The sequence below is a fragment of the Pseudomonas sp. S9 genome, assembly GCF_000222125.1.
Lineage (GTDB): Bacteria > Pseudomonadota > Gammaproteobacteria > Pseudomonadales > Pseudomonadaceae > Aquipseudomonas > Aquipseudomonas segetis.
The window spans coordinates 298723-325558 of record NZ_AFFX01000002.1 but is presented as its reverse complement, the minus strand read 5'-3'; the positions used below and the strand labels follow the sequence as shown (position 1 = coordinate 325558).

Genomic DNA, 26836 nt, shown 5'->3' with positions numbered 1-26836 from the left:
CAGGTTTAGGCCGCTGCGTGATAGCATTCGCGCCAATCTGGAGGAACCATGGCCGAACACGATTTTCGCTACAGCTTACTCAACCCCGAACACACCTTGATTGAATGCCGAGCAATGGCGCCTGGACGCTATCAGGTCACCGGCAACGGCGGCTCGATAAAAAGCGGCGACAGCCTGATCGTCACACTCAAAGGCAGCCGCGACCTGAGCATGCGCCTGCAAGTCGAAAAGGTTCGCCACCTGATCAACCCGCCAGGCCAGTGGGTTGCAGTGGCCATGGGTCCGGTCTTCAAAGAACTGGCGATTCATAATTGGCAAGTCACTTGTGACAGCTGCGCCAAGCAAATCGACGTTGAATTTGCCGTCGATAGCGCCCTGGGTAAAAAAGCTCAGGCACTTGCGGCTCAGCAGCGGGTCAATGAATTAGGTTGGTCGACTGAGAACGACCGCCACATGTGCCCGCAATGTCAGAAGGAATGACGATGAAAGCATTAATAGGCATCAGCCTAATCAGTGCCAGCCTCCTGGGCTGTGCGAGCGACGCGATGAAAGTTGAAACGGATCAAACCTACGAGGTCGAGTGGATTGGCGAACGCCCGCTCATTGACTATAGCCACTTGACCATCACTCTCGGCAGTGACGGCCGCGCTTATGGCAGCGCGGGCTGCAACCACTGGTTTGCCGCCTATAAGCTCGATGGCGACAAGATCAGCTTCGAACAGGCCGGTAGCACCCGCAAAATGTGCGCCCCTGCCCTTATGGAGCAAGAAACTCGCTTCCTGCAGAGCCTGCCAAGCATCACTCGTTGGGACTTCTCGCCCACCGACCAGCTACGCCTGTGGCCCAAAGAGGGCAAACCCCTGAGGTTGTGGCCGGTTACAGACTGACCGCTGCCAAGTGGCTTGGGCGATGCGAGCGCTAGCGTTCAAATAGCTCAAGCTGCTCATGCCGCCCACGCAGATCATGCAAGCGCACCCCTACCCCTAGCAACCGCACTGCCTTGTTCCCGCGAGCAAATGCCGCACTCATCAGCAACTTGTAGCTGTCCAGGTCACGACGCGCGCCGGCTTGCTCAAGGGTGGTTTGGGTAAAGTCATGAAACTTGATCTTCACAAACGGCTTTTCCGGCCTGTAGCTGTTATCGAGCCGCGCCATGCGCCGGTCAAGCTCTTGCAACAAGTCCGGCAGTTGCTCCAGGCAAGCGGCCAGATCCGGCAAGTCCTGGTTGTAGGTATTCTCGACACTGACCGACTGGCGACGGCTGTCAGTTTGTACCGCGCGCTCATCGATCCCGCGCGCCAGGCTCCACAACCGCTCACCAAAGCTGCCGAACTCACGTATCAGCCTGAGCTTGTCCCACTCACGCAACTCACTGCAGGTTTGAATGCCCAGGCGTGCCAGTTTCGCAGCAGTCACCTTGCCGACCCCATGCAACTTGGCTACAGCCAGGTCAGCCACGAAATCATCGACTTGATCCGGGGTAATCACGAATAAGCCATTGGGTTTCTTCCAGTCGCTGGCGATCTTGGCCAAAAACTTGTTTGGCGCCACACCGGCGGAAACGGTGATGTGCAGCTCCGAAGAGACTCGCCTGCGAATATCCTGGGCAATACGGGTGGCACTACCAGCAAAGTGCTGACTGTCGGTTACATCAAGAAAAGCCTCATCCAGCGATAAAGGCTCAATCTGGTCGGTGTAATCGCGGAAAATGCCGTGTATTTCACGGGAAACAGCTTTGTAGACATCCATGCGCGGCCTGACGATCAGCAAGTCCGGGCATAGCTTCTGCGCATGCCCGGAAGCCATTGCCGAACGCACGCCATAGGCCCGCGCCTCATAATTACAGGTCGCGATGACACCGCGCCGGTCAGCCGTGCCGCCAACCGCCAGCGGCCTGCCCGCCAGGCTGGGATCATCACGCATCTCAATGGCTGCATAAAAGCAGTCACAGTCAACATGGATGATTTTGCGATTCGTGGCCAATGCAGTCGTGCACCCGCGGAGCACAGCTAGGAAGCTGCTATTAAGTCATGCATCAAGCACGGCGTTCAAGTTGCTTGATCCACTCAGGATCGAACCTTGTTTGCTCAAGCGGAATATTCAGCGCCTGCATCTTCTCTTGGTGCTGATTAATTTCTGCGAGCATTTGCACATGCTCGCTGGAGTTGCCATCCAACTGGTGCATCTGGCTGACACCGAGGTGATAGAAACGCAGTATCTTCATGCTCAGAGGATCTTCGACCTTAACCCCGGCAGTCACCTGGTGCATGACATTGGTGACACGCATCAGGCTACGCTTGAGCTGCCAGCCATAGACTGCAGCAGCCATCCACGGCTGCGACCAGAATATCCCCCGCACCAGCGCAATAGTCAGCGCCAGTGCGACGATCACCCCCGCCAGGTTCAAGCGAAAGTTATCACCACCGGGCTGCCCGAACAGTTGCACCGCAAGTGTCGAGCAAACGAGCGTCAGCAGCACGAAACTCCCCGCGACCAGCAGCGTGCTGCGACGGGTTTGCTGCCGATATTGCTCCGGATCAAGCGGTTTGATGACGAACGCCACGCGCGGGCTCCTTACTGAGATTCGATTGACCGTCATTATCACCCGGGACGCCGGTATCGGCACCCCTGGATTAGTTATCAGCCAATCGAATAAGTAACAAAGCCCTGCGGCAGCCTAGTAAACCAGCGTCAGGACAATATTGAAGATCAACGCAACGGCAAACCCCAGGGGCGCAGCACGTAACAACAGCTTGGGGAAAAACTCGGAACGGCTCTGCTCGGTCGGGCACGAGCCCAGCAACAGGCTACCGCCAGAGGAAAACGGCGAGATTGAAGTCGCTTGCGCACCCACCACGATGCACACGAATATCACCAGCGGATCAATGCCCAACGCAGCGGCAATTGGCGGCACAATCGGGAACAAGGCTGGAGTTACAACGCCCAGGGTGCTGGCGAACAACGACATCAACGCCGCGACTACGCCAAATGCCACCGGCACCATGACAGGTGGAATCGAAGTACCAATCCATGACGCCAGCAGGTCAATGGTGCCGACCTTGATAGCAATCGCGATCAGCATGCCAACGCCACAGATCATCACCAGCGTTGCCCAAGGCACGGTCGCCATTGCCTTGCGCTCATCGCCCAGCTTGAGCAGCAGCGCGATAACCGCGAACACACTGGCAATCAGGCCTATGTCCATTTTCGAGTTGATGAATGCGACAGTTGGATGATCCGGTAGTACGATCTGTGCAATAGGTGCAACCAACACCAGCGCCATCATCACGATCGTCAGCAACAGGGTGGTTTTCTGTTGCTTGTTCAGCGCACTGGGTTGGCTGATGGTGTAGGTAGAGCTTTGCATCAACTTCTTGTGCCCGGTAAAGAGTACAAAGCCGCTGATCACAAGCAGTGGAATGACAAAAGTGCTGAGGAAAATAGCAGAACTATTAATAAATGCCGTGTTCTCGGCAATACCGGAGTTGGTCATCAGGCTGCGGAAAATAATACCGCTTTGGCTCGAGACAAAGTTTGCACCGCCCAAAGCCCCATAATTCACCGCCATAGCGCCAAGAATCAGGCTCATGCGCGTGCGCTCACACAGCATCAGGGTCAGTGGCGCCATGAACGCCAGCACCGTGTAATAACCCGCGCCAAGACCGGCAATCAGCGCCGAGGTCAGGAAAACCGCATAGGGCAGCAAGTGCGGGAATTTGCGACAGCTGTAAAGCAGGTGCTCAGCCAGCTTTTCCAAGGTGCCGTTAACAATCGCAAAGCTGTAGAACAGGCATACCGAGAAGATGATAAAGAACATCTTCAGCGGCCACATCTTGATCACATCCGAGGGGCTCAGGCCCATCACAAAGCAACCAATCAGATAGGAAAAGGAAATGGCAAAAAAGCCAATGTTGATCTTTGTTTTATAACCCAAGGCTATGGAGATCACGATTGCCGCGATCACGATCAAACTCATCATTTTCAGACCCGCCAATTATTCTTGTAATGCGTTAGATAGTGTTCGCGAACTTAAAGAGCTGCGAAGGGTTTGCGCACATGACTTTTTGCCACTCAAGCGGATCGCCCAGCAGCGCTTGGATACCCTGGAACTGCTCGTGGTAGCTGGTCGAGTTCTCGAACTGGGTATGGGGCCAGTCGCTGCCCCAAAGCATGCGCTCAACCCCGCCACTGGCAGCGCGCAACAACTCGAACACACCCGCACCCTGCTCCGCGGTTAAATCACTGCGATAAGGCGCCGAAAGCTTGAGCCACACCTGTTGATTGGCAAGTAATTCGAGAAAGGCCTTGTGGCCTGCCAGCTGTGGATCGATGCCACCACGGGGCAATCCAAAGTGATCAATCACCACATTGACACCGCTTTGCAGTATTGCTGGGAGTATCTGCGCCAAGTCCTCAATGCGGCGCTGTATTTCAACCGACCAGCCCAACGCGGCGACTCGCTGGAAAAAAGCCTGCCAGCAATCAGTTGAGTAGTCTTCCAACTGCTGGCCGACCAGATTCAAACGAACGCCAACCACGCCAGATGCAGCCAGGCGACCCAGTTCATCGGCACTGATGCTCGGCATAACCACGGCAATACCGCGCAGGCGCTCAGGATACTTATCCAGCGCGGCGAGCATAAAACTGTTGTCCGTACCGAGAAAACTGGGTTGCACCAGCACGCCATGGGCCAAGCCGCAACTGTCGAGCAATGCCAAGTATTGCTCGACCAGCGCGTCGTAGTCGGGGTTATAGCGCCGGCCGGAAGCCAGCGGCAGATCGCGGCTAAAGATGTGCGCGTGCGTGTCGATGCCAGACAGTTGTGAAGAGGTCATAGGTCGTTACCTTGGCCGATTGTTCTTGGTGAATCCCTGAAAAACCACTGCGATTTTTCCAGAAGACTCATGGCGCGCCATTCAGGCATTTTTACTTATTCATACATTCATATATATGAATGGACGACCATATATTTAGCAAAGACAACTGTCAACAAGGCTCAGATGTCACTGGTCAGTGCTAAAGTAGGCAGGAAAAATCGTCTGGATCTATGTATGAATGGGTTAAAACTTGGCTCAGATCAGCGCTTACCGCTCTACCAAAGGCTGCGCGACGAAATTCTTGCGAAGATAGCCTCTGGCGAATGGCGTCCGGGAGAGCCAATCCCGACAGAGGCAGAGCTCACCAAAACCTACAACGTAGCGATCGGTACGGTCAGAAAGGCCGTCGACACGCTGGTTGTTGATGGTTTGCTGCAACGCAGCCAAGGCCGCGGCACCTATGTCCGCAGGCCAGATTTCAACTCTTCGCTCTTTCGTTTCTTCCGGCAAACCAACAGTTCGGGCGAACATCAGGTTCCACAAAGCCGGATTGTCACCCTCGGCCTCGAACCCGCCCCGCAAACAGTGGTTAATGCACTCAAACTCAGCGCGTCGGATACAGTCATCCGCATGCAACGTGTCAGGACGAGCGGCGAGCGGGCGATTTTTACCGAGGTGATCTGGCTAACCGCCTCACGCTTCGCCAAGTTGCTTGAGGTAGACCCGCAGGATTTCGGCAACCTGCTCTACCCATTCTATGAGCAACAGTGTGGGCAGTTGGTGGCATCGGCCAAGGAAACCCTGACCGTGGAGTTGGCGGACACACAAACCAGCGCCGCACTCGGGATCGACAGCGGCAAACCGGTTGTGGTCATTGAGCGAACAGCCCTGAGCTACGACAACACCCCGCTTGAATACCGCATATCCAGGGGCGCGGCTGATACCTTTCGTTACCAGATCGAGATTTCATAAGCCAGATGCAGCGGTTATTGGCTCGCTGCCTTGGCCGGTTCGGTTGCTGCAGGCTCCTTGTTCTCTGGCTTATCCATATAGGCCTGGATCACCAAAATCACAATCAGCATAAAAGCGGCGATGGGCAATAACTTGGGTTTAGCCGCCAGCTCTGCACCACAGGCAGGGCATTTTTTATCTGTTGCCGCAACGGCTGTACCCCAGTCTTTTCATGTATGGGCCATGACCACCTCGCGAAAAATATGACGGACTCTAGCGCAACACCCAGTGGCAGAGCTAGGTCATTGCGATAAGTCGATAACGCTCTATTTTCATGACAGTCCGATGAACTGCCATAAAAGCGCGCAAAGCTGCAGCACACAAGGGCTGTAGCTCTAACGCGCTTAGCGACAATCGCTAAGCAATTGAACAAAAAGCAGTTTTTTCTGAGTTTGGTGGTTGACCGCAGCGTTTCAGGCGATAGAATGGCGGCCGCGGGGTGGGGCAGTTTGGTAGCTCGTCGGGCTCATAACCCGAGGTTCGTCGGTTCAAATCCGGCTCCCGCAACCAAACATCCAAAGGCCACTCAATTGAGTGGCCTTTTTTGTATCTGCATTATTTACGATTTAACTAATTGATTAAAAAGCAGAAATAGATTGACAGAATCTTTCATCTCTATAGAATGGCCGGCGCGGGATGGAGCAGTCTGGTAGCTCGTCGGGCTCATAACCCGAAGGTCGTCGGTTCAAATCCGGCTCCCGCAACCAGATTCATGCATAAGGCCTCGACAGTGAAAACTGCCGGGGCCTTTTGCTGTGTGCCTTGTTTGTAGCCAAGCGCTGTCGCGCCCTCCTCTGCCTCTTCCTGTATTTGCCAACCCAGCCGCTGATCTAGCCTAAGCAACTGAACAGAAAACAGTTTTATTTCAGATTAGGTTTGACACTGAGCCTCAGATAGATAGAATGGCGGCCGCGGGATGGGGCAGGCTGGGAGCTCGGCGGGCTCATAACCCGAAGGTCGTCGGTTCAAATCCGGCTCCCGCAACCAAACATATAAAGGCCACTCAATCGAGTGGCCTTTTTTGTGCCTGTCTGTTTGCCAATCCCTTTAAACGCCAGAGCTTCTATAGATTGCTGAGCGTCGTTGCTGGGCCTGCAAAAACCACAAAGGCCGCATTTGCGGCCTTGGTGCTAAGCGAATCGGGCTTTAGCCTCCCGTGGCATTCATAAAGCGCACCACTTGAATCTGGTCATCGTGGCTGAACTCATGCCGCTCGGGCTTGCGCTGCATGCCTGCGGCAACAGCGTCCAACAAAGGCTTGTCGGTTTCAGGGTAACGACGTAACAGCGCGCGCAGATCCACTGAGTTTTCATGCCCCAGGCAGAGCAGCAAACGCCCTTCCACGGTCAGGCGCACGCGATTACAAGTGGCACAGAAGTTATGCGAATGCGGCGAGATAAAACCAACGCGGCTTTTGTCATGCCCCTCCAGCCGAATATATCGGGCCGGACCACCGCTTTGCTCGGCACTGTCGATAATTGAATAGTGCTGGGCAATGAGCGCACGCACCTGGTCACTGGAGAAAAAACTCTCGCCACGGGAACGGCCCACGTCCCCCAATGGCATTTCCTCGATAAAGGTAATATCCAGGTCGCGCGCCATGGCGTATTCGACCAGGTCCAATACCTCGTCGGCATTGCGCCCGGCCATTGCCACCGTGTTGAGCTTGATGCTCTCAAAGCCGGCATCACGCGCCGCCTCGATGCCATCAAGCACCTGCTTGAGTTCACCGGTGCGGGTAATGGCACGGAATTTATCAGCCTGCAGGCTATCCAGGCTGATGTTCAAGCGCTTGACCCCCGCCTCGGCAAGCGGCTTGGCCAGCTTGACCAATTGCGAGCCGTTGGTGGTCATTACCAGTTCACGCAGACCTGGCAGCGCGGCAATTTGCTCGCACAGGCCGACAATGCCCTTGCGCACCAATGGCTCGCCGCCAGTGAGACGGATCTTCTTGACGCCCTGGCCGACAAACAACGCCGCCAGCCGGTAAAGCTCTTCGAGCGAGAGAATTTGCTGGCGCGGCAGAAAGGTCATTTCTTCGGCCATGCAGTACACACACCGAAAGTCGCAGCGATCGGTCACTGACATACGCAGGTAATCGATACGACGACCGAATCCGTCCTGCAAGTTACTGTGCATGCCTGACTCCTTTACTCAGCAAATACCTTGATTCATCCACAGGATACACAAACGGCTTTTGCCAGCCACCCGGCGCAGCGAATTATCCCAGATTACCTGATAACTATAGTGTCTATCGATCAGTCATACCGACTAACTCGAAAGCAGTCAGCGCCCCTGCTAAAAACCTGCATCCCGACCCGAGACAGCACCCAAGCTATACTAGCCCTCAGCAAGGCCTATTCTAGAGAGGCCGTGCATGGTCTATTGGACAGCCCTGCCTAGTCGTTAAATGACCTAAGTCAAGCTTTGGGCTGAAATACCTGCGCATCGCCAGCGGTTATATCTTTGTTCAGTAATGCTTAAGTTTAAACCCTTACTATTCGTACCCCGAATAACCTGATGAGCCCAGACTATGACTTGGAAAAACACCGAACTCCGCTACGGACGCCTGTCCATTGGCCTGCACTGGCTAATGGTCCTTCTGCTCATCGGGGTTTACAGCTGCATCGAGCTGAAAGGCAATTTCCCTAAAGGCAGCGACACCCGGGAACTGCTTAAGCAATGGCACTTTATGCTGGGTTTGTCGGTGTTTGCCCTGGTCTGGCTGCGACTGTTGGCACGCCTGATCGCGCCAACGCCGAAAATCGTCCCGGCGATTCCGCAATGGCAGGCGATTCCCGCCCACCTTATGCATTTAGCACTCTACGCCCTGATGATAGGCGCGCCCTTAGCTGGCTGGCTGCTTCTCAGTGCCGCGGGTAAACCAATCCCCTTCTTCGGCATGGAGCTGCCTGCCTTGCTGGCTAAAAACCCGGACCTGGCCAAGCAGATCAAATACTGGCATGAACTGGCAGGCACCACCGGCTACTGGCTGATCGGCCTGCATGCCCTGGCCGGTCTCGCCCACCACTACATTCTGCGCGACAACACCCTGGTCCGCATGCTGCCACAGCGCAACTCGAACTGACTCCAGCTCAATAGCGCCCGGCTTGATTTACTCAGGGCCGGGCTGACTTGTGGGGCTAATCGCCTGCCAGAGGTCCTCTAAAAAGGTCGCGGGCTAAGACAGGACAAGCAACGAGTCAAAAGCGGCGCAGCTGTTAAACGCCGTAATATCGAGCGCAGTAGGTTTTCAAAGCTTTGCTAACGCAGCTTCGATCTTGGCGATGTCTATCTTGGTCATCTGCATCATGGCTGCGAATGCGCGCTTGGCCGCAGCCGGATCCGGATGGGCTATCGCGGCGGACAATGCGCGCGGGGTGATTTGCCATGAAAGCCCCCACTTGTCCTGGCACCAGCCACAAACGTTTTCCTGGCCGCCATTCTCAACAATTGCATGCCAGAGGCGGTCCGTTTCCTCTTGATCATCGGTGGCAACCTGAAACGAAAATGCCTCGCTATGCTTCACCCCTCCGCCACCATTAAGCCCGAGACAGGCAACGCCCATCACCGTGAACTCCACGGTCAAGACATCACCTTCTTTACCAGCCGGGTAATCCATGGGGGCACGATAAACGGTGCCGACTGCACTATCCGGAAACGTCTCAGCGTAGAAGTTCGCGGCATCCAAAGCGTCGCCGTTATACCAAATGCAAACGGTATTCTTGCTAGTCATTCTGGTTCTCCAGCAGATCCCTGAGACAGATATTCTAGCCAACGCCTACAAGCCATTTGCTCTAATTGCTGGCAATGCGATAACCGGCCTGGCCAGCTTCAGCCGCCAGTTTTGCCCACACCTGGCAACAGCTACCGCCCGTCACTGGCTCAGCACTGACAATTGCCAGCGAATACACTGGAAAACTGCACAAAGCGCCGCTAGAATTGCGCACTTTTTGATCAACGGACATGCTTCGTGTCCGCCGCTCGTAGCCAGAGGTTTGCCCCATGTCCACCACCGCCCCGAAAGTCGGATTCGTTTCACTGGGTTGCCCCAAGGCCCTGGTGGACTCCGAGCGTATCCTGACCCAGTTGCGTATGGAAGGTTATGAGGTCGTGCCGACCTACGAAGACGCCGACGTGGTGGTGGTCAACACCTGTGGTTTTATCGACAGTGCCAAGGCTGAGTCGCTGGAGGTGATTGGCGAAGCCATTTCGGAAAACGGCAAGGTCATTGTCACTGGCTGCATGGGCGTTGAAGAAGGTTCGATCCGCGAGGTTCATCCAAGTGTGCTTTCGGTCACAGGTCCGCAGCAGTACGAGCAAGTGGTCAATGCCGTGCATGAAGTGGTACCGCCACGCCAGGATCACAACCCGCTGATCGACCTGGTGCCGCCACAAGGCGTCAAGCTGACGCCGCGCCACTATGCCTACCTGAAAATATCCGAGGGCTGTAACCATAGCTGCAGCTTCTGCATTATTCCGTCGATGCGAGGCAAGCTGGTCAGCCGCCCGGTTGGCGAAGTGTTGAGCGAAGCTGAACGTTTGGTTAAAGCCGGTGTAAAAGAGCTGCTGGTTATCTCCCAGGACACCAGCGCCTATGGCGTTGATGTGAAGTACAAGACCGATTTCTGGAACGGCCGGCCGGTCAAGACCCGCATGACAGAGATGTGCGAGGCGCTTTCGAGCCTGGGCGTTTGGGTACGCTTGCATTATGTGTATCCATACCCGCACGTCGACGAACTCATCCCCTTGATGGCCGCCGGCAAGATCCTGCCTTACCTGGATATTCCGTTCCAGCACGCCAGCCCGAAAGTGCTCAAAGCGATGAAACGCCCGGCCTTTGAAGACAAAACCCTGGCGCGAATCAAGAGCTGGCGGGAAATCTGCCCGGAACTGACCATCCGCTCGACCTTTATTGTTGGCTTCCCCGGCGAAACCGAGGAAGACTTCCAATACCTGCTCGACTGGCTGACTGAGGCTCAACTCGACCGCGTGGGCTGCTTCCAGTACTCCCCGGTTGAAGGCGCACCTGCCAACCTGCTCGACGACTTGGTGCCGGACGATGTCAAGCAGGATCGCTGGGATCGCTTCATGGCGCATCAACAAGCTATCAGCACCGCCCGCCTGCAACTGAAAGTCGGCAAAGAGATGGATGTGTTGATCGATGAAGTCGACGATCAAGGCGCCGTGGCTCGCTGCTACGCCGATGCCCCGGAAATCGACGGCAGCGTATTTATTGCCAGCACCGACGTAAAACCGGGCGATAAGGTCCGGGTAGTGATTGTCGATGCAGACGAATACGACATGTGGGCCGAACTGGTCTAAACCCACGAACGGTTAAGCCAGACGCCATGAAAAAGCCGCGATAATCGCGGCTTTTTCATGGCTGATATTTGCCAACAATGGCTATTTTTTGCAATTGGGTTCGCTGGTGAATGTCTTGGAGACATCGACCAAGCCCAAGTGCTCGATGGTGCTACGGCCAATCAGCACGGGATAGTTCATCTTGCCACGGTTTTTCAGTGAGAACTGTTCCTTGTAGACCTGGTCGCCAATGCACATGCTCATCATCACCACCGGACGACGCTCTGAGCCGCCGGCACCCCGCACTTTAATATTGCGCACGACTTTGCGCTCAACCTCCATGGTTTTCAGCTTGCCGGTATCAGTGTCTTTGAGCTCAATATTAAAACGTACCCATTCATCGCCATCTTTGCTAAACCGGTCCAGGTCCTTGGCATCCATTGATGAAGTCTTGGCGCCAGTGTCGAGCTTGATCTTGACGGCGATGCCTTCCGGCTCGATCTCACCCTCTTCAACCCAACCAAAAACCTTGGCCGACTGAGCTGCAACGACCGGCCCGGCAAGGCCCAAAGCGAAAACAGATATGGCTAGTGCTTTTATATACGACAATTTCAAAGTGATGCCCTCGTTGAGTGAACAGCCTGCATGCAATGCACTCTCGCATGTGGAAACACTGTGAAGTACAGGCCGTATTGCCAAGGCTGCTGTTGATGGGCATGCCCCAGGCGCAGCGCTTATTGCACGCTGCACCAGGGGGTAGACAAGTCAAACGCGCAATAGCTCCCTTGCGCGAGCCTGAACATTAGCCTTGTGGCTGCTCCTTGACCCTGAACCAGGCTGCATAGAGCGCGGGCAGAAATAGCAACGTCAAGGCCGTCGCGACAATCAGGCCGCCCATGATCGCCACCGCCATCGGCCCGAAGAAGATGCTGCGGGACAACGGGATCATTGCAAGCACCGCAGCCAACGCAGTCAGGGCGATGGGACGGAACCGCCGTACAGTGGCATCGATAATTGCGTTCCAGCGGTCTTGCCCGGCACTGATATCCTGCTCGATCTGGTCAACCAGAATCACCGAGTTGCGCATGATCATGCCCGACAGCGCGATGGTGCCGAGCATGGCGACGAAACCAAAGGGCTGGTTGAACAGCAACAGGAACAAGGTCACGCCAATCAGCCCCAGTGGCGCAGTGATAAACACCATCGCCGTGCGCGAGAAGCTTCTCAGCTGCAGCATTAGAAAGGTCAAGACCACCACGATAAACAGCGGCATGCCAGCATTGACCGATTTCTGACCTTTGGCCGAGTCTTCGACCGTACCGCCGACGTTCAACAAATAACCCGCTGGCAGCTGCTCGCGCACTTGCTCAAGCGTCGGCAATATTTGCTGGATAATGCTTGATGGCTGCTCCTTACCGTAGACATCGGCGCGCACCGTGACCGTTGGCAAGCGCTCACGGTGCCAGATGATGCCTTCTTCAAAGCCATACTCCAGCGTTGCCACTTGTGACAGCGCAACGCTCTTGCCGCTGCTGGTCTGGATCGCCAGGCTCGGCAGCATGTCCAGGCTACGGCGCTCCTGATCGGTGCCGCGCAGGAGTATCTCGATCAATTCGTCATCATCGCGGAACTGACTCACGCTATTGCCCACCAGGGTAGAGCGCAAAAAGTTGGCCACATCCTCAGACGTAATGCCAAGGGCCCGAGCACGAGACTGGTCGATATTGACCCGCACGACTTTGCTTGGCTCTTCCCAGTCAAGGTGAACATTGGTTACGAAGGGGTTTTCACGCACCTTGACCGCAACCTGTCGCGCCAACGCCCGCACCTTGTCTATATGTTCCCCCGAAACCCGCAGTTGAATCGGATAACCCACCGGCGGCCCGTTTTCCAGGCGCGAAATGCGTGTGCGCAAGGTCGGGAATTGCTCATTCATGGTTTTAATCAGCCAGCTGCGGATTTCCTCACGCTGCTCGATATTCTTGGTCAGCACCACAAACTGGGCAAAACTCGCAGCCGGTAGCTGCTGGTCAAGCGGCAAGTAAAAACGCGGAGAACCCGTGCCCACATAAGCCACGTAGTTATCGATGCCATCATGCTCTTTAAGCATGTCTTCCAGGCGACTGACTTGCGCTTCGGTGGCACGCAGGGAGGCGCCTTCGGCCAGCTTCAAATCGACCATCAATTCAAGACGATTGGACGCAGGGAAAAACTGCTGCGGAATCAGTTTGAACATCGCCAACGAGGTCAAAAACATCGCCACGGTAATCACGATGACGGTTTTTCGGTGACGCACGCACCAGGCGATGATGCGCCGTACACGTCGATAGAATGGCGTTGCATAGGGATCGTGCCCGGTTTCGCTGCCGCCGTGTTTGAGTGCGTGCAGCTTGGCCAGGTCTGGCAGGAACTTGGCCCCCAGATAAGGTACGAAGACCACCGCCGCAATCCACGAAACCAGCAGTGCAATGGACACCACCTGGAAGATCGAACGGGTGTATTCGCCGGTTCCGGACTGCGCGGTAGCAATTGGCAAGAAGCCAGCAGCGGTAATGAGCGTGCCGGTCAGCATTGGAAAGGCCGTGCTGGTCCAGGCGAAACTTGCGGCCTTGAGGCGATCGTAGCCCTGCTCCATTTTGATCGCCATCATCTCAACCGCAATGATGGCGTCATCCACCAGCAAGCCCAGCGCCAGCACCAGCGCGCCCAAAGAGATTTTATGCAGGCCGATACCAAGGAAGTACATGGTGGCAAAGTTCATGGCCAATACCAGCGGTATTGAAAGCGCCACCACCAGACCGGTGCGAAGGCCCAGGGAGAAAAAGCTCACCAGCAATACGATGACCAGCGCCTCGGCCAGCACCCGGACAAACTCACCGACTCCCGTCTTAACCGCCGCGGGCTGGTCAGATACCTTGTGCAGTTGCATGCCTGCGGGCAGGGTTTGTTGAATCCGCGCGAATTCATTTTGCAGCGCAGCCCCCAGTTGCAGGATGTCGCCACCGTCCTTCATCGCCACGGCAATACCGAGCGCATCCTCCCCCATAAACCGCATGCGCGGTGCAGCAGGATCATTGAAACCGCGCTTGACCTCGGCCACATCACCCAGGCGAAAGGTGCGGCCAGCGACGCGAATCGGGAAGTTACGAATTTCCTCGGGGGTTTTGAATCGCCCGTCTACACGAACCTGGACACGGTCAGTTGGTGTTTCAAAGAAGCCAGCGGTGGTCACCGCGTTCTGCTGGTTAAGCGCTTGTTGCACTGCAGCCAAGGACAAGCCCAGGGTCGCGGCTTTGGTATTTGACAGTTCGATCCAGATCTTTTCATCCTGCAGGCCGAGCAAGTCTATCTTGCCGACATCCTTGACCCGCTGCAGCTGCAGTTGAATCCGGTCGGCATAGTCCTTCAGGATGGGATAATCAAAGCCCTTGCCGGTCAGCGCATAGATATTGCCGAAGGTGTCACCGAACTCATCATTGAAGAAAGGCCCCTGGATACCCTGTGGCAAGGTATGTCGGATATCACCGACCTTCTTGCGGACCTGGTAATAAAGCTCTTTGACTTCATCGGCCTTGAGATAATCACTGGCCAGAAAGGTCACTTGTGATTCGCCGGGACGCGAGTAGGAGATCAACTTCTCGTACTCACCGGTTTCCATGAGTTTCTTTTCGATGCGGTCGGTAACCTGCCGCGAAACTTCCTCAGCAGAAGCGCCTGGCCAATTGGTGCGAATAACCATGGCCTTGAAGGTAAACGGCGGGTCCTCGCTCTGGCCTAATTTGGTGTAGGACAGCGCTCCGATAACACTCAATAGAATCATGATGTAGAGCACAAGCTGCCGGTTTTGCAAGGCCCAGCGCGAAAGGTTGAAATCCATGGGATTACTCCTTCGCCGTCAGCTTGATCGCGCGATTCTCACGGTCCAGGGGCTTGACCTGCTGCCCCTCCTGCAAGACTTGCGTGCCGGCCGCAACAACCCAGTCATCGGCCTTGAGTCCAGCCAGAACCGGCACCGAATTGTCACTGTAGGGGCCAACGCGAACGGCTGTTCGCTTCAAGGTCGAGCTTTGCGGATCAACCACCCAGACATATGGCTTGCCCGCATCCGCGGTTAAAGCCGAGAGCGGAATGGCCAGGGCAACTTCCCCTTCACGGGCAATAAACACCCGGGCGCTCTGCCCCAGTTCTGCAGGAATATCCCCTGCGTCAAATGCAACCCGGGTCGCAAAGGTGCGCGATTGCGCATCAGCGGCTGGCGACATCTCGCGGATATGCCCATTAAAGCGCTTGCCGGGTTGTGACCAGAGCTCTATCTCGACCGGCTGGCCAACAGGATAACGGCCGTACGCCTGCTCGGGCAGATCGATACGGACTTCACGTTCACCGTCTGCAGCCAATGAAAATACGGTCTGGCCGCCGGCAACAACCTGTCCAACCTCGACGAAACGCTGGGCAATGACACCATCTTGCGAGGCCGCCAGCACGGCGTAGCCACTCTGGTTATTGGCGACATTGAAATCAGCCTGGGCCTGCTTGAGACGGGCCACACCCGCGCGATACAGATTTTCCGCATTGTCATACTGCGAACGGCTGACCAGTTGACGCCCCTGCAGGGTTTTGTAGCGGTCGCGCTCGGCCTTGACCAGTTGCAGGTTCGCCTGGGCCGAAGCCACCTGTGCACGGGCTGACTCAAGCTGCAAACGCACATCTTGTGGGTCAAGCTCAGCCAACGCCTGGCCTTTCTTGACGCGATCGCCCACATCAACCTGACGCTTGATCACCTTGCCGCCGATGCGGAATGCCAGGTCGGGTTCATAGCGTGCGCGTACTTCGCCCGGATAGGTATCCATTAGCGCAGTGGAAGGCACGGGCTGGACCACCATTGCCGGGCGTATCACCGGTTCGGTTTTCTCACCATTACCACAGGCCGCAAGGACAGCGATGAGACTCAGGGGAAGCGCAGTTCGAAAGACATGTTGGAACATGACCGTTGGCCTTTCAGGAAAGTTTTAGAATATTTATACTGAGCGGTATAGTATAAATACCAAACTCACCAGTCCAGTATTAAAAATCGCCAATGCCAAACAAGTTGTTACAGTCAAACGGCCCAGGTCGCCCAAAGGATCTCGCAAAACGCAGCGCTATTCTGGAAGCGGCAAAATCGCTGTTTCTGCGCAACGGCTATGACGGCAGCAGCATGGATGCGATCGCCGCAGAGGCAGGCGTATCCAAACTCACGGTGTACAACCACTTTACAGACAAAGAGACGCTGTTCTCGGCGGCTGTCCAGGCCAAATGCGAAGCGCAGATACCTGAACTGCTGTTCGAGCTGCCCGATGAAACCCCAATAGAATCAATCCTGCTTAAGGTCGCACTCGCCTTTCATACGCTGATCAACAGCCGTGAGTCGATCGAGTTGCACCGGGTCATGGTCAGCCTAAGCGGCCAGGACACCAAGCTCTCGAAACTGTTTTTCGAGGCCGGCCCCCAGCGCCTGCTCGACGCCATGCAGCGTTTGCTTGAGCGGGCCAATGCCAGCGGCAAATTAAAAATCGACGATACACATATCGCAGCCGACCAGTTTTTTTGCCTGATCAAGGGCGGGGCCAACTTTTGTGTGTTGATCGGTCTTGAGGAAGCGCTAGAAGGCGACGCGGCACTGGAACATATTGAGCAGCACGTCGCCATGTTCATGCGGGCCTACCGCCCAGACTAGCCGCTCGCAGATCACGGGGTCTTACTTGCCGGCGGGAACCAGCTTCTTCAGCGGATAGATATCGTAGCGACTGGATTTGCCTTCAAGCGCATAACCAGGCTTTGCTCCTTCCACGACCGGCGCTTTACGCGGACGCTTGACCACCACTCGATGGGTCGCCAACTGCAGTGCCGCCGCCAGCAAGGCCGGGGCATCCATGTCATCCCCGACGAGTGGACGAAATACGCGCATTTCTTTTTTGACCAGGGCACTTTTGTCGCGATGGGGAAACATCGGGTCCAGGTAAATCACCTGTGGTCGCTCGCCCTGCCAATCATTGATCAGGTTAATCGCATTGCCAAGATGCAAGCGCATACGTGCGGTAATCGGCGCGACATCGGGGTCATGCCCGGCACGGACCAAGCCATCCTCAAGCAGCGCAGCGATCAATGGCTGGCGTTCGATCATGTTCACCATGCACCCCAGGCTGGCCAGCACGAATGCATCGCGGCCAAGCCCGGCAGTGGCATCCAATATCGACGGGCGCACACCAGCCTGGATGCCCACCGCCTTGGCGATCATTTGGCCGCTACCGCCGCCAAAGAGACGCCGGTGGGCTACAGCGCCCTCGACAAAATCCACCCGCACCGGTCCAGGCGCTTGCGGGCCGAGTTCGACCAACTGCAAGCCGCTATCGGCCAGTTGCAGAGCAAAGGCCGCATCTCCCGTCTGCGGCAGGCCCAGCCGCGCCGCCCATTGCGCGGCGTCCCCGGCTAAATGAGGCGCCAACGCATCCATGCGGACTGCGGCGTCATGTTTGTCTTCGCTCATCAACATCTGTTCGTCTGCATCTGGATTGGGCTTGGCTGCGCAAAAAAGACCCGCGCCTATTGGAACGCTATTTTGCCAGAGCCGAACGGCTATAGGTGAGTCATGTGCTCAACCCGCTCGCTTCAACAACCTCAGGTTTGGGGTTCTTGGATTTTTTTCAGCCCGCTCTGTAATAAATCCGCCCATCTCTTCTCTGTATCAGCAGACGCGCAAGTTGAGCAAAAGGTTATCTATCCCCTTTTGACCGAGTTGCTGCGTTCAAGGCGATAGCCGCATCCATCGTCATCCCTGAGTTTGACTCTAAGCATCCAACGAACGGAGATTCACCTTTATGAATGCTAAAACCCGTACAGTTTCTGCTGCTAGCCTCGCACTCGCATTGGGCGCTGCCGTGGCACTGTCTTCTGCCGCTGTCACCACTGCTCACGCCGCCGACAACGAAAAATGCTTCGGTATTTCCCTCAAGGGTAAAAACGATTGCGCCGCAGGCGCTGGCACCACTTGCGCGGGCACTTCAACAACCGATTACCAAGCCAACGCCTGGAAATATGTCCCAGCAGGCACCTGCGAAAAGACTGAATCCGCGACTTCGCCAACAGGCTTTGGCCAACTGACCGAGTACAAGCCAAAGGCTTAAACACAGCCGATTCGGAGCGCCGCACATGACATCAAGCATATTACCCCATGCCACAGGCGTTCCTGATCATGGACCAACCTTGCCTAAACAGGTGGGGTTGGGCCTAAAAACGCAACACATCCAACAGATTCTCAATGAAAAAACCGACATCGGCTTTTTCGAGGTACACGGTGAAAACTATATGGTTGCTGGCGGGCCTTTTCATCATTACCTAACCCAGATTCGCCAGCGCTATGCCTTGTCGATTCATGGTGTTGGCCTGTCGATCGGCTCTGAACAGGCCATAGACGAAAATCACCTGGACCGTTTGGCCGAATTACTTGACCGCTACCAGCCGCAGGCTTTTTCAGAACACCTGGCCTGGTCGAGCCACGGCGAGAATTTTTACAACGACCTGCTACCCATTCCCTACGACCAGGCCACCCTGGCGCGAGTCTGTGAGCACATTGATCGCATTCAGGAACGCTTGCAACGGCGCATGCTGCTGGAAAACCCCTCGACCTATGTTGAATTTTGCCAATCGAGCATGAGCGAGACCGATTTCATCAGCACGGTCATCAAGCGCACTGGCTGTGGCCTGCTGCTCGACGTCAACAATGTGTATGTGTCCTGCGTCAATCACCACTGGGATGCGCAGCAATACATAGACGAACTGCCGCTTGGGGCGGTGGGCGAAATCCACCTGGCAGGTTTTGCCGAGGATCATGACAGCCTGGGCGAACGCTTGCTGATAGATGCCCATGGCACGCCTATAGACAATGCCGTCTGGACGCTCTACGGCGATGTTCTTGCCCGCACCGGTGCACTGCCGACATTGATCGAGCGGGACAACGACATCCCATCCCTTGCGGTCCTGCTGGCAGAAGCGCAACAGGCTCAAGGGCTGTTGGCGCAGCATTCACTTGTGCCGGAGCATGCATGACCATGGGCTACCAGCACGAGTTCTCCAACGCACTGCTCAAGGTGCAGCATCCCTGCCCTGGGCAATTTAAAACCTGGAATGGTTCAGCCAGCGACAGCCGCTTTGCTGTGTACCGCAATAATGTGATCAGTTCATTGATCAATGCGCTGGCCGACAACTTTCCTGTGACCCTGCAGCTGGTGGGTGATGAGTTTTTCCGCGCGATGGCCAGTGTCTTTGTCCGCGAATTCCCTCCGCAGTCGCCTGTTCTGGCTTGTTACGGCGCAAGCTTTGCCCGGTTTATGGAGGTATTTCCCCCAGCCCAAGGCCTGCCCTACCTGGCGGATGTGGCACGCCTCGAGTTTGCCCGCATCCAGGCCTATCACAGTGCCGATGCAGCCACATTGGGCCCGGAACACCTGGCGCAAGCCCTGGCTGATCCAGCGGCACTCGAGCAGATGAGGCTCACCCTGCATCCATCGCTTGCGGTACTTAATTCGCCCCATGCGATTGTCTCGCTATGGGCCGCGCACCAAGGCCATGTCGATATCGCCAGGGTCAATCCGAATACCCCCGAGCATGCACTGATACTGCGAAACCGAATGGAAGTTGAAGTGCTGCAGATATCAACCGCCGCTGCACTTTTTCTTGGCGCACTGACGGACAGCCATCCCCTTGCGGAGGCGGCCGAGTACGCCATTGCCTGCGAGCCCGAGTTTGACCTGACCCCATTGCTGGCCCACCTGATTCAAACAGGTGCAATCACCCGCTATAGCCTTTCCAACTCTGCTGCCTAACAAGGATGCATCATGACTGAATCAACCCACCCACAGGCTCCAGCACCGGTACGCATGGTCGGCAACGCGATCGAGCTGTTCAAGCAGATCCCGTACAGCCTGATTGCCTTTATCGGTCGCTTTGCCATTGCAGCCGTGTTTTGGAAATCCGGGCAAACCAAGGTGTCTGGCCTTGAAATCGATATAGTCTCCGGCACCTTCACACTGGGCATCCCTACACTCTCCCCCTCGGCAATTCCATTATTCACGGAAGAATATAAATTGCCCTTTTTATCCCCTGAACTTGCAGCCACCCTGGCTGCAGTTGGCGAGCATGTGCTGCCGGTTTTGATTCTGTTTGGCTTTGCCACACGCTTCTCCGCGCTCGGCTTGCTGGTGATGACCCTGGTTATCCAGCTGCTGGTCTATCCAAGTGCCTATCCGACTCATGGGGTATGGGCTGCGGTGCTGTTGATCCTGATGAGCAAAGGGCCTGGCATATTTTCTATAGACCACCTGATTGCACGGCGCTATGGTTACAACTCCTGAATCCGGCTACGGCTATTAGATGAACCTGCTTATTCGGCATGCCCTGCGCATCATGATTTGCCTGACACTCGCCTTTAATGGCGTGGTGCAGGCACAGATGCGTGTGCCATGCCCAATGGGTAACACCAACTCAGCGCAACACCAGGCCATGGAGTGCTGCGCCGAGCAGATGAGCATTGCTGAAAAGTTCTGCAAAAGTGGCCTTGAATGCCAGGCCAATAGCATCATGGTTCAGGTTCTAAGCATTAAACCCCCGGTAAATTTTGCTCATCAGCCGCCTATCCTGGCGCAAAACAACTTCATTGCATCCACTTCCCCCGACAGTGTTTGGCGCCCTCCCCGCGCCTGATTCCTCTTCTATGTATTGAGTTCCAGCCGGGTTGGTCCCGGCTGGGCGCTGCGTGTCTGGCTTTCCGCTTTTTGGGGCCGCACTGGGCGCGACTTCAACATGATCGGAATCACCGCAATGAAACTTCGATATCCATGCCTGCGCACACTGGCGTCGGCATTCGTGGTTGTGCTTGCCACGCAACTCAGCGATGGTGCCTACGCCTTGAGCCTCGCAGAGGCAATGCGAGAGGCAGAACGTGATGCTCCCTCACTAGCCGCTCAAGCAGCTCAGCTTGAGGCCGCACGCAACAATGCAATTCCCGCAGGCGAATTGCCTGACCCAAAGCTACTGCTTGGCTTGCAAAACTTCCCCATCAATGGCCCGGATCGCGGCGAACTCAATGCTGTACCCATGACATCGACCAAGATTGGCGTGATGCAGCAAATGCTCAACAGCGACAAACGTGTAGCACGGATCGACACGGCCAAAGCCAGCGTCGAGCGCGCCAGCATTGAAGCGCAAATTGAGCGCCTGAATGTACGCCGTGAAACCGCAATGGCCTGGATTTCGACCTTGGCGCTTGAACGCAAGATAGCCCTGTTCAAGACGCTGTACGCAGAAAACCAACTGCTTGGCAAAGCTGTTCAGGCGCGTCTTGCCAGCGGCAATGGACAGACTGCCGACGCAGTCGCCCCGAAAATCCAGGCGGCAATGCTTGAAGAGCAAGAGGACCAGCTACACCAGGAACTCGCTCAACAACGCGCCGCGTTAAGGCGCTGGGTCGGACTGCGAGCGAATGAGAAGCTGACAGGATCAATGCCCAACTGGCCTGTGGATGCGCAGCACTACACACATAACCTCGCGCGCCATCCCGAGCTTGCGGCATACGAGCCAATGGCCCGCGAGAAAGAAGCTCAGCTTCGCCAAGCCAAGGCCGAGAAAAAGTCCGACTGGAGCTGGGAAGTCGCCTACCAGAACCGAGACCAGGATTTCGGAGACATGGTCAGCTTGCAACTGAGCATTGATCTCCCGGTCTTCAGTGGCTCACGCCAGGACCCAAAGATTGCCGCACGCCACTCCGAGCTGGACAAGATCGAAGCTGAGTATCAGGCCCAGCTGCGCATGCACACCCAGCAGTTAGAGGACGACCTTGCGACCTACCAACGCCTGAACCGTGCCTTCAAGCGCAACCAGGCAACCTTGATTCCACTGGCCAGAGACAGGGTCAAGCTGGCGATGGCCGACTACCGCGCCGCTCGAAACCAATTGTCAGCCGTAATCAGCGCGCGCCAAGGGCTTATAGAGGCGCAACTGAAACAGATTGATATCGAACAACAGCGGGCACTTACCAGCGCGCGCCTGTATTTCACTGACATAGAGGCTGGCCTGTGAATACCAAACCCCTGATTTTCAGCAGTCTGTTACTTGCTCTCGGCGCAACCGGCGGTTACTGGCTCGCCAGCAAAGACCGCTCGCCCCAGATGCCGGGCCCGGCCGCCACTGCGGAGAAAAAAGCACTGTATTGGTACGACCCTATGTTCCCGCAACAAAGGTTCGACCAACCCGGCAAGTCGCCCTTCATGGACATGCAACTGGTGCCCCGTTACGAAGAGGACGGTGGCGATATCGCCGGTATCAGCATTGATTCAAGCGTCACGCAAAACCTTGGCATGCGCCTGGCAACAGTGACATTGGGCTCGCTTGATCGCGAGATACAAGCTGCAGGCATCCTGACCCTGAACAATCGTGATGTTGCGGTGGTGCAGGCACGTAACACAGGCTTCGTCGAGCGTGTGTATGCACGCGCAAACCAAGATGTAATTGCCGCAGGCGCCCCACTGGCGGACATACTGGTTCCGGATTGGATCAGCGCCCAGGAAGACTACCTGGCACTGCGCAACAGTGGCGAGCCCAACCTGGTGGCCGCTGCCAAGCAACGCATGCGACTGGTCGGCATGCCCGCCAGCCTTGTGGATAAGGTCGAACGCAGCGCGAAACTACAGCCGCTGTGGACAGTGACCAGCCCGATTGCCGGCATGATAGAACAACTCGATGTTCGCCAAGGCATGACGGTTTCCAGCGGGATGAGCCTCGCCCGCATCAACGGCCTGGACAGTATCTGGCTCGATGTCGCGATTCCAGAAGCGCAGGCTGCGCATTTGGCGACTGGGCAAGCTGTTGATGCATATTTGCCTGGGCTTGCTGGGGAGGCAATCAACGGCCGCATCAGCGCAATCTTGCCACAAGCTGATTTACAGTCTCGCACCCTGCGCGTACGCGTTGAGCTGGACAATCCGCAAGGCAAGCTGCGCCCAGGGCAAAGTGCCAGCGTACGACTTGCGCAAATCGCCACTGAACCCAGGTTAGTGGTGCCGAGTGAGGCCGTTATCCGCAGCGGACGTCGCGCCCTGGTGATGCTGGCGACGGGAAATGGTCGCTACCAGCCCACACAAGTCATGCTCGGCCAGGAGAATGGCCAGCAAGTCGAAATCACCCAGGGCCTGGAGGTCGGCCAACAGGTTGTCGTCTCCGGTCAGTTCCTGCTGGATTCGGAAGCCAGCCTGCGTGGCATCGAGATCACGTCGCTCGACGACCCGCAAACACAGGCCCCGAAGCGCGCATTGCACCAGGCCGAAGGCGAAATCATCAGCCTGGACACAGACAGCATCACCCTTGCCCACGGCCCTTTCAAGACATTGTCCATGCCAGGAATGACCATGCAATTCCCGGTTGCAAATGCTCGCTTACTCGCAGGCTTGAAGGCTGGAGATCGCGTGCGCATAGCCGTGAGTGAAAGCGATAACGGCCTGCTGATCGAACAAGTACACCCCACGGAAAAGGCGGTGCAACCATGATCGCCGCTCTGATTCGCTGGTCGATCGGCAACCGTCTGCTGGTGCTGCTGGCCACTGCTTTTGCAACTGTCTGGGGCGTTTGGTCAGTGCAAAATACGCCAATCGATGCCCTGCCCGACCTGTCCGATGTCCAGGTCATCATTCGCACGCCATACCTCGGCCAGGCGCCACAGATTGTCGAGAATCAGGTGACCTACCCACTGACAACCACCATGCTGTCGGTGCCGGGAGCCAGGACAGTGCGTGGCTACTCTTTCTTCGGCGACAGCTATGTCTATGTCTTGTTCGAGGACGGGACAGACCTGTATTGGGCGCGCTCGCGGGTGCTTGAATACCTCAGCCAGATCCAGGACAAGCTGCCTGATGGAGCCAAGCCATCGCTTGGGCCGGACGCAACCGGGGTCGGCTGGATTTATCAGTATGCGTTGGTCGATCGCAGCGGCAGGCATGACCTCGCGCAGTTGCGCTCGCTGCAGGACTGGTTTCTCAAGTTCGAATTGAAGACCCTGCCCAATGTGGCCGAGGTCGCCAGTATTGGCGGCATGGTCAAGCAATATCAGGTGCAGCTCGATCCGCTGAAGATGGTCCACCTTGGAATCACCCAGCGCGAGGTGACCGATGCAATCGGCCAGGCCAATCAGGAAACTGGCGGCTCGGTCATGAGCCTCGCCGAAACCGAGTTTATGGTCAGGGCCTCGGGTTATTTGAATACGCTCAACGATTTCCGCGCCATCCCACTGCGCCTGGATGCAAACGCAGTGCCCATTACCCTGGGAGATGTAGCCAGCATCCAGATCGGTCCGGAGATGCGCCGGGGTATCGCAGAGCTTGACGGTGAAGGTGAAGTGGCAGGCGGCGTGGTGATCCTGCGCAGCGGCAAGAATGCGCGCGAGACCCTGACTGCGGTCAAGGACAAGCTGGAATCACTCAAGGCCAGCCTGCCGCCCGGGGTCGAAATAGTCACCACCTACGACCGCAGCGAGCTGATCGACCGGGCCATTGATAACCTTGGCTTCAAGCTGCTCGAGGAGTTTATCGTGGTGGCACTGGTCTGCCTGGTATTTCTCTTGCACCTGCGCTCCTCATTGGTGGCGATTGTTTCGCTGCCAATCGGCATCCTGGTCGCATTTATCATCATGGGCCAGCAAGGTATCAACGCCAACATCATGTCCCTGGGCGGCCTGGCCATCGCCATTGGAGCGATGGTCGATGCAGCCGTGGTGATGATCGAGAACGCCCACAAAAAGATTGAGGCATGGCATGCCAGACATCCCAATCAGACTCTAGGCGGCAAGCAGCATTGGCAAGTGATCAGCGATGCCGCCATCGAGGTTGGACCTGCGTTGTTCTTCAGCCTGCTGATAATCACCTTGTCGTTTATTCCGGTCTTTACCCTGCAGGCCCAGGAAGGTCGGCTCTTTGCCCCCCTGGCTTACACCAAGACCTATTCGATGGCAGCCGCCGCCGGCTTGTCCATTACCCTGATCCCGGTGCTGATGGGCTACTGGATTCGCGGAAAAATCCCAAGCGAGCAACACAATCCGATCAACCGAGGCTTAATCAAAATCTACCAGCCAGCGCTTGACGCGGTACTGCGCAACCCCAAAACAACCCTGGTGATTGCCACGCTGATCTTTCTCAGCGCCGCGTGGCCAGCGTCGCGCCTGGGTGGGGAGTTTTTACCGCCCTTGGATGAAGGTGACCTGCTCTATATGCCATCGGCGCTACCGGGGTTGTCCGTCCAGAAAGCCGCAGAGCTGCTGCAACAGACCGACCGCCTGATCAAGACGGTACCGGAAGTCGCTCGCGTTTTTGGCAAAGCTGGACGGGCTGAAAGTGCCACCGACCCGGCGCCACTGGAAATGTTTGAGACAACCATTCAATTCAAGCCGCGCGATCAGTGGCGCGAATCCATGACGCCGGAGAAGTTGATCGAAGAGCTTGATCGCGTCGTAAAAGTGCCAGGGCTGAGCAACATCTGGATTGCGCCCATTCGCAACCGTATCGACATGCTCGCAACGGGTATCAAGAGTCCGATCGGGGTCAAGGTGGCGGGCACCAACCTGCTGCAAATCGACCAGGTCACCCAGGCCGTCGAGCACGTTGCCAAGCAGGTCGATGGCGTCAGCTCCGCACTGGCCGAACGGCTCACCGGCGGACGCTATATCGATGTCGATATCAATCGCCAGGCGGCTGCACGCCATGGCTTGAATATCGCGGATGTCCAGGCAATAGTCGCCAGCGCCATTGGCGGGGCCAATGTCGGTGAAACCATTGAAGGGCTCGCCCGCTACCCGATCAATGTGCGCTATCCGCGTGAATGGCGCGACTCGTTGAGCCGTCTGAAAAGCCTGCCGATCTACACCGCCCAAGGCAGCCAGATCACCCTGGGCAGCGTTGCCGAGCTGAAGATGAGCGATGGTCCGCCCATGCTGAAAAGCGAGAATGCGCGTCCTTCCGGCTGGGTTTACGTGGATGTGCGCGGGCGGGATTTGTCGTCGGTGGTGGCCGACTTGCGCACCGCGATCAACCAGCAGGTAACCCTGCAACCCGGCATGAGCCTGAGCTATGCCGGGCAATTCGAGTTCCTGCAACGTGCCAATGCACGCCTGAAGCTGGTGGTACCGGCCACACTGATGATTATCTTCGTGCTGCTGTACCTGACCTTCACGCGCTTGAAAGAGGCGTTACTGATCATGGCCACACTGCCCTTCGCCCTCACGGGTGGTATCTGGTTTCTGTACCTGCTCGATTACAACCTCTCGGTCGCAACCGGCGTCGGCTTTATCGCCCTGGCCGGAGTGGCCGCCGAGTTTGGCGTAATCATGCTGCTGTACCTGAAAAACGCCTGGCTTGAGCGCTTGCAACAAGGACGAGAGGACCAAGGCGCTCTGCTGGAGGCGATTCGCGAAGGGGCTGTGCAGCGCGTACGTCCCAAGGCGATGACAGTGGCGGTGATCATTGCCGGCTTGCTGCCGATCATGTGGGGCAGCGGCACCGGCAGCGAGGTGATGAGTCGTATCGCCGCGCCAATGGTTGGCGGCATGATCACCGCACCACTGCTGTCGCTACTGGTACTGCCAGCGGCCTATCTATTGATGAGTAAAAAGCGCGGAGGTTGAAGGAGCA

At 56.4% G+C, this 26836-nt stretch carries 25 protein-coding genes and 3 tRNA genes; 17 read left to right on the top strand and 11 right to left on the bottom strand.

The annotated features are described in order from the left end of the window. Positions 1-48 precede the first annotated feature (48 nt). Together PSES9_RS0105320 and PSES9_RS0105315 are read left to right on the top strand one after the other, a co-directional pair. Entirely contained in the window at positions 49-480 is a 432-nt protein-coding gene (locus tag PSES9_RS0105320) for a hypothetical protein (RefSeq protein WP_010484827.1), read from the top strand. A 2-nt stretch (positions 481-482) separates the two neighbouring features. Then, positions 483-887 (top strand): META domain-containing protein, encoded by a 405-nt coding sequence (locus tag PSES9_RS0105315; protein ID WP_010484826.1) that lies wholly within the window; start codon positions 483-485, stop codon positions 885-887. A 31-nt stretch (positions 888-918) separates the two neighbouring features. Here the strand turns inward: PSES9_RS0105315 and dinB are convergent, their stop codons facing one another. The 4 genes from dinB to PSES9_RS0105295 form a co-directional block, all read right to left on the bottom strand. After that, positions 919-1983: a DNA polymerase IV gene (dinB, locus tag PSES9_RS0105310; protein WP_029529387.1), complete on the bottom strand. Its 1065-nt coding sequence runs from the start codon at positions 1981-1983 to the stop codon at positions 919-921. A gap of 52 nt (positions 1984-2035) precedes the next feature. Continuing rightward, the gene (locus tag PSES9_RS0105305) at positions 2036-2599 is read right to left on the bottom strand and encodes a DUF3087 domain-containing protein (protein WP_051120930.1); all 564 of its coding nucleotides are present in this window, start codon (positions 2597-2599) and stop codon (positions 2036-2038) included. Between the two features lie 78 nt (positions 2600-2677). After that, positions 2678-3979: an SLC13 family permease gene (locus tag PSES9_RS0105300; protein ID WP_010484821.1), complete on the bottom strand. Its 1302-nt coding sequence runs from the start codon at positions 3977-3979 to the stop codon at positions 2678-2680. A 31-nt stretch (positions 3980-4010) separates the two neighbouring features. Continuing rightward, positions 4011-4835: an amidohydrolase family protein gene (locus tag PSES9_RS0105295; protein ID WP_010484819.1), complete on the bottom strand. Its 825-nt coding sequence runs from the start codon at positions 4833-4835 to the stop codon at positions 4011-4013. Positions 4836-5051: 216 nt separating this feature from the next. On the opposite strand from PSES9_RS0105295, the gene PSES9_RS0105290 reads away from it, so the two are divergent. From PSES9_RS0105290 to PSES9_RS0105270, 4 genes are all read left to right on the top strand, one after another. Further along, on the top strand, positions 5052-5789 hold the full coding sequence (locus PSES9_RS0105290) for a GntR family transcriptional regulator (RefSeq protein WP_010484817.1): 738 nt from the start codon (positions 5052-5054) through the stop codon (positions 5787-5789). 472 nt (positions 5790-6261) lie between these two features. After that, a tRNA-Met gene (locus tag PSES9_RS0105280) sits at positions 6262-6338 on the top strand. Positions 6339-6458: 120 nt separating this feature from the next. Then, positions 6459-6535: transfer RNA gene (locus PSES9_RS0105275), tRNA-Met, on the top strand. A gap of 203 nt (positions 6536-6738) precedes the next feature. Further along, positions 6739-6815: transfer RNA gene (locus tag PSES9_RS0105270), tRNA-Met, on the top strand. A gap of 159 nt (positions 6816-6974) precedes the next feature. Here PSES9_RS0105270 and moaA read toward each other — a convergent pair. Beyond that, positions 6975-7967: a GTP 3',8-cyclase MoaA gene (gene moaA, locus PSES9_RS0105265; protein ID WP_010484815.1), complete on the bottom strand. Its 993-nt coding sequence runs from the start codon at positions 7965-7967 to the stop codon at positions 6975-6977. Positions 7968-8361: 394 nt separating this feature from the next. On the opposite strand from moaA, the gene PSES9_RS0105260 reads away from it, so the two are divergent. Then, positions 8362-8916 carry a cytochrome b gene (locus PSES9_RS0105260; protein ID WP_010484813.1) on the top strand — a complete coding sequence of 185 codons (555 nt, stop codon included), beginning with the start codon at positions 8362-8364 and terminating at the stop codon, positions 8914-8916. Between the two features lie 165 nt (positions 8917-9081). On the opposite strand, the gene PSES9_RS0105255 is transcribed toward PSES9_RS0105260, so the two are convergent. Beyond that, positions 9082-9564, bottom strand: coding sequence for a VOC family protein (locus tag PSES9_RS0105255; protein ID WP_010484811.1), 483 nt, complete (start codon positions 9562-9564; stop codon positions 9082-9084). A 61-nt stretch (positions 9565-9625) separates the two neighbouring features. Further along, the gene (locus tag PSES9_RS24995; protein ID WP_157998228.1) at positions 9626-9796 is read right to left on the bottom strand and encodes a hypothetical protein; all 171 of its coding nucleotides are present in this window, start codon (positions 9794-9796) and stop codon (positions 9626-9628) included. A 37-nt stretch (positions 9797-9833) separates the two neighbouring features. Here PSES9_RS24995 and rimO point away from each other — a divergent pair, with 37 nt between their 5' ends. Further along, positions 9834-11153 carry a 30S ribosomal protein S12 methylthiotransferase RimO gene (gene rimO, locus PSES9_RS0105245; RefSeq protein ID WP_010484810.1) on the top strand — a complete coding sequence of 440 codons (1320 nt, stop codon included), beginning with the start codon at positions 9834-9836 and terminating at the stop codon, positions 11151-11153. An 81-nt stretch (positions 11154-11234) separates the two neighbouring features. Here the strand turns inward: rimO and rloA3 are convergent, their stop codons facing one another. The 3 genes from rloA3 to PSES9_RS0105230 all read right to left on the bottom strand — a co-directional run bounded on the left by rloA3 (position 11235) and on the right by PSES9_RS0105230 (position 16117). Continuing rightward, positions 11235-11747: a retropepsin-like aspartic peptidase RloA3 gene (rloA3, locus tag PSES9_RS0105240; protein WP_029529386.1), complete on the bottom strand. Its 513-nt coding sequence runs from the start codon at positions 11745-11747 to the stop codon at positions 11235-11237. Positions 11748-11934: 187 nt separating this feature from the next. Then, a complete protein-coding gene (locus PSES9_RS0105235) occupies positions 11935-15009 on the bottom strand; it encodes an efflux RND transporter permease subunit (RefSeq protein ID WP_010484806.1) in 3075 nt (1024 codons plus the stop codon). A 4-nt stretch (positions 15010-15013) separates the two neighbouring features. After that, on the bottom strand, positions 15014-16117 hold the full coding sequence (locus tag PSES9_RS0105230; RefSeq protein WP_010484804.1) for an efflux RND transporter periplasmic adaptor subunit: 1104 nt from the start codon (positions 16115-16117) through the stop codon (positions 15014-15016). A 92-nt stretch (positions 16118-16209) separates the two neighbouring features. Here PSES9_RS0105230 and PSES9_RS0105225 point away from each other — a divergent pair, with 92 nt between their 5' ends. Then, entirely contained in the window at positions 16210-16848 is a 639-nt protein-coding gene (locus PSES9_RS0105225) for a TetR/AcrR family transcriptional regulator (protein WP_010484802.1), read from the top strand. Positions 16849-16869: 21 nt separating this feature from the next. Here PSES9_RS0105225 and PSES9_RS0105220 read toward each other — a convergent pair whose 3' ends face one another. Beyond that, positions 16870-17625, bottom strand: coding sequence for a class I SAM-dependent methyltransferase (locus PSES9_RS0105220; protein WP_443216050.1), 756 nt, complete (start codon positions 17623-17625; stop codon positions 16870-16872). 364 nt (positions 17626-17989) lie between these two features. On the opposite strand from PSES9_RS0105220, the gene PSES9_RS0105215 reads away from it, so the two are divergent. From PSES9_RS0105215 to PSES9_RS0105180, 8 genes are all read left to right on the top strand, one after another. Continuing rightward, positions 17990-18295, top strand: a complete 306-nt coding sequence (locus tag PSES9_RS0105215; RefSeq protein ID WP_010484798.1) for a BufA1 family periplasmic bufferin-type metallophore — start codon at positions 17990-17992, stop codon at positions 18293-18295. A 25-nt stretch (positions 18296-18320) separates the two neighbouring features. Next, positions 18321-19217: an MNIO family bufferin maturase gene (bufB, locus tag PSES9_RS0105210; protein WP_010484795.1), complete on the top strand. Its 897-nt coding sequence runs from the start codon at positions 18321-18323 to the stop codon at positions 19215-19217. A gap of 2 nt (positions 19218-19219) precedes the next feature. Further along, positions 19220-19993, top strand: coding sequence for an HvfC/BufC N-terminal domain-containing protein (locus tag PSES9_RS0105205; protein ID WP_029529384.1), 774 nt, complete (start codon positions 19220-19222; stop codon positions 19991-19993). Positions 19994-20005: 12 nt separating this feature from the next. After that, positions 20006-20521 carry a DoxX family protein gene (locus PSES9_RS0105200; RefSeq protein ID WP_010484792.1) on the top strand — a complete coding sequence of 172 codons (516 nt, stop codon included), beginning with the start codon at positions 20006-20008 and terminating at the stop codon, positions 20519-20521. Positions 20522-20540: 19 nt separating this feature from the next. Continuing rightward, positions 20541-20870: a hypothetical protein gene (locus PSES9_RS24250; protein WP_010484790.1), complete on the top strand. Its 330-nt coding sequence runs from the start codon at positions 20541-20543 to the stop codon at positions 20868-20870. Positions 20871-20987: 117 nt separating this feature from the next. Then, positions 20988-22244, top strand: coding sequence for a TolC family protein (locus PSES9_RS0105190; protein ID WP_010484787.1), 1257 nt, complete (start codon positions 20988-20990; stop codon positions 22242-22244). Beyond that, positions 22241-23707, top strand: a complete 1467-nt coding sequence (locus tag PSES9_RS0105185; RefSeq protein WP_010484785.1) for an efflux RND transporter periplasmic adaptor subunit — start codon at positions 22241-22243, stop codon at positions 23705-23707. The genes PSES9_RS0105190 and PSES9_RS0105185 overlap by 4 nt, the downstream gene beginning before the upstream one ends. Next, positions 23704-26829 (top strand): efflux RND transporter permease subunit, encoded by a 3126-nt coding sequence (locus tag PSES9_RS0105180; RefSeq protein WP_010484784.1) that lies wholly within the window; start codon positions 23704-23706, stop codon positions 26827-26829. The genes PSES9_RS0105185 and PSES9_RS0105180 overlap by 4 nt, the downstream gene beginning before the upstream one ends. Positions 26830-26836 lie beyond the last annotated feature (7 nt).

Bases quoted from the DNA above. Each gene is read 5' to 3' on its own strand.
- PSES9_RS0105200 (WP_010484792.1), top strand. From the start codon at position 20,006: ATGACTGAATCAACCCACCCACAGGCTCCAGCACCGGTACGCATGGTC.
- PSES9_RS0105295 (WP_010484819.1), bottom strand. From the start codon at position 4,835: ATGACCTCTTCACAACTGTCTGGCATCGACACGCACGCGCACATCTTT.
- moaA (WP_010484815.1), bottom strand. From the start codon at position 7,967: ATGCACAGTAACTTGCAGGACGGATTCGGTCGTCGTATCGATTACCTG.
- PSES9_RS0105180 (WP_010484784.1), top strand. From the start codon at position 23,704: ATGATCGCCGCTCTGATTCGCTGGTCGATCGGCAACCGTCTGCTGGTG.
- PSES9_RS0105315 (WP_010484826.1), top strand. From the start codon at position 483: ATGAAAGCATTAATAGGCATCAGCCTAATCAGTGCCAGCCTCCTGGGC.
- PSES9_RS0105190 (WP_010484787.1), top strand. From the start codon at position 20,988: ATGAAACTTCGATATCCATGCCTGCGCACACTGGCGTCGGCATTCGTG.
- PSES9_RS0105235 (WP_010484806.1), bottom strand. From the start codon at position 15,009: ATGGATTTCAACCTTTCGCGCTGGGCCTTGCAAAACCGGCAGCTTGTG.
- PSES9_RS0105205 (WP_029529384.1), top strand. From the start codon at position 19,220: ATGGGCTACCAGCACGAGTTCTCCAACGCACTGCTCAAGGTGCAGCAT.
- PSES9_RS0105305 (WP_051120930.1), bottom strand. From the start codon at position 2,599: ATGACGGTCAATCGAATCTCAGTAAGGAGCCCGCGCGTGGCGTTCGTC.
- PSES9_RS0105290 (WP_010484817.1), top strand. From the start codon at position 5,052: ATGAATGGGTTAAAACTTGGCTCAGATCAGCGCTTACCGCTCTACCAA.
- PSES9_RS0105215 (WP_010484798.1), top strand. From the start codon at position 17,990: ATGAATGCTAAAACCCGTACAGTTTCTGCTGCTAGCCTCGCACTCGCA.
- PSES9_RS0105230 (WP_010484804.1), bottom strand. From the start codon at position 16,117: ATGTTCCAACATGTCTTTCGAACTGCGCTTCCCCTGAGTCTCATCGCT.
- PSES9_RS24250 (WP_010484790.1), top strand. From the start codon at position 20,541: ATGAACCTGCTTATTCGGCATGCCCTGCGCATCATGATTTGCCTGACA.
- PSES9_RS0105255 (WP_010484811.1), bottom strand. From the start codon at position 9,564: ATGACTAGCAAGAATACCGTTTGCATTTGGTATAACGGCGACGCTTTG.
- bufB (WP_010484795.1), top strand. From the start codon at position 18,321: ATGACATCAAGCATATTACCCCATGCCACAGGCGTTCCTGATCATGGA.
- PSES9_RS24995 (WP_157998228.1), bottom strand. From the start codon at position 9,796: ATGTCCGTTGATCAAAAAGTGCGCAATTCTAGCGGCGCTTTGTGCAGT.
- PSES9_RS0105220 (WP_443216050.1), bottom strand. From the start codon at position 17,625: ATGGATGCGTTGGCGCCTCATTTAGCCGGGGACGCCGCGCAATGGGCG.
- PSES9_RS0105260 (WP_010484813.1), top strand. From the start codon at position 8,362: ATGACTTGGAAAAACACCGAACTCCGCTACGGACGCCTGTCCATTGGC.
- PSES9_RS0105225 (WP_010484802.1), top strand. From the start codon at position 16,210: ATGCCAAACAAGTTGTTACAGTCAAACGGCCCAGGTCGCCCAAAGGAT.
- PSES9_RS0105300 (WP_010484821.1), bottom strand. From the start codon at position 3,979: ATGATGAGTTTGATCGTGATCGCGGCAATCGTGATCTCCATAGCCTTG.
- PSES9_RS0105320 (WP_010484827.1), top strand. From the start codon at position 49: ATGGCCGAACACGATTTTCGCTACAGCTTACTCAACCCCGAACACACC.
- rimO (WP_010484810.1), top strand. From the start codon at position 9,834: ATGTCCACCACCGCCCCGAAAGTCGGATTCGTTTCACTGGGTTGCCCC.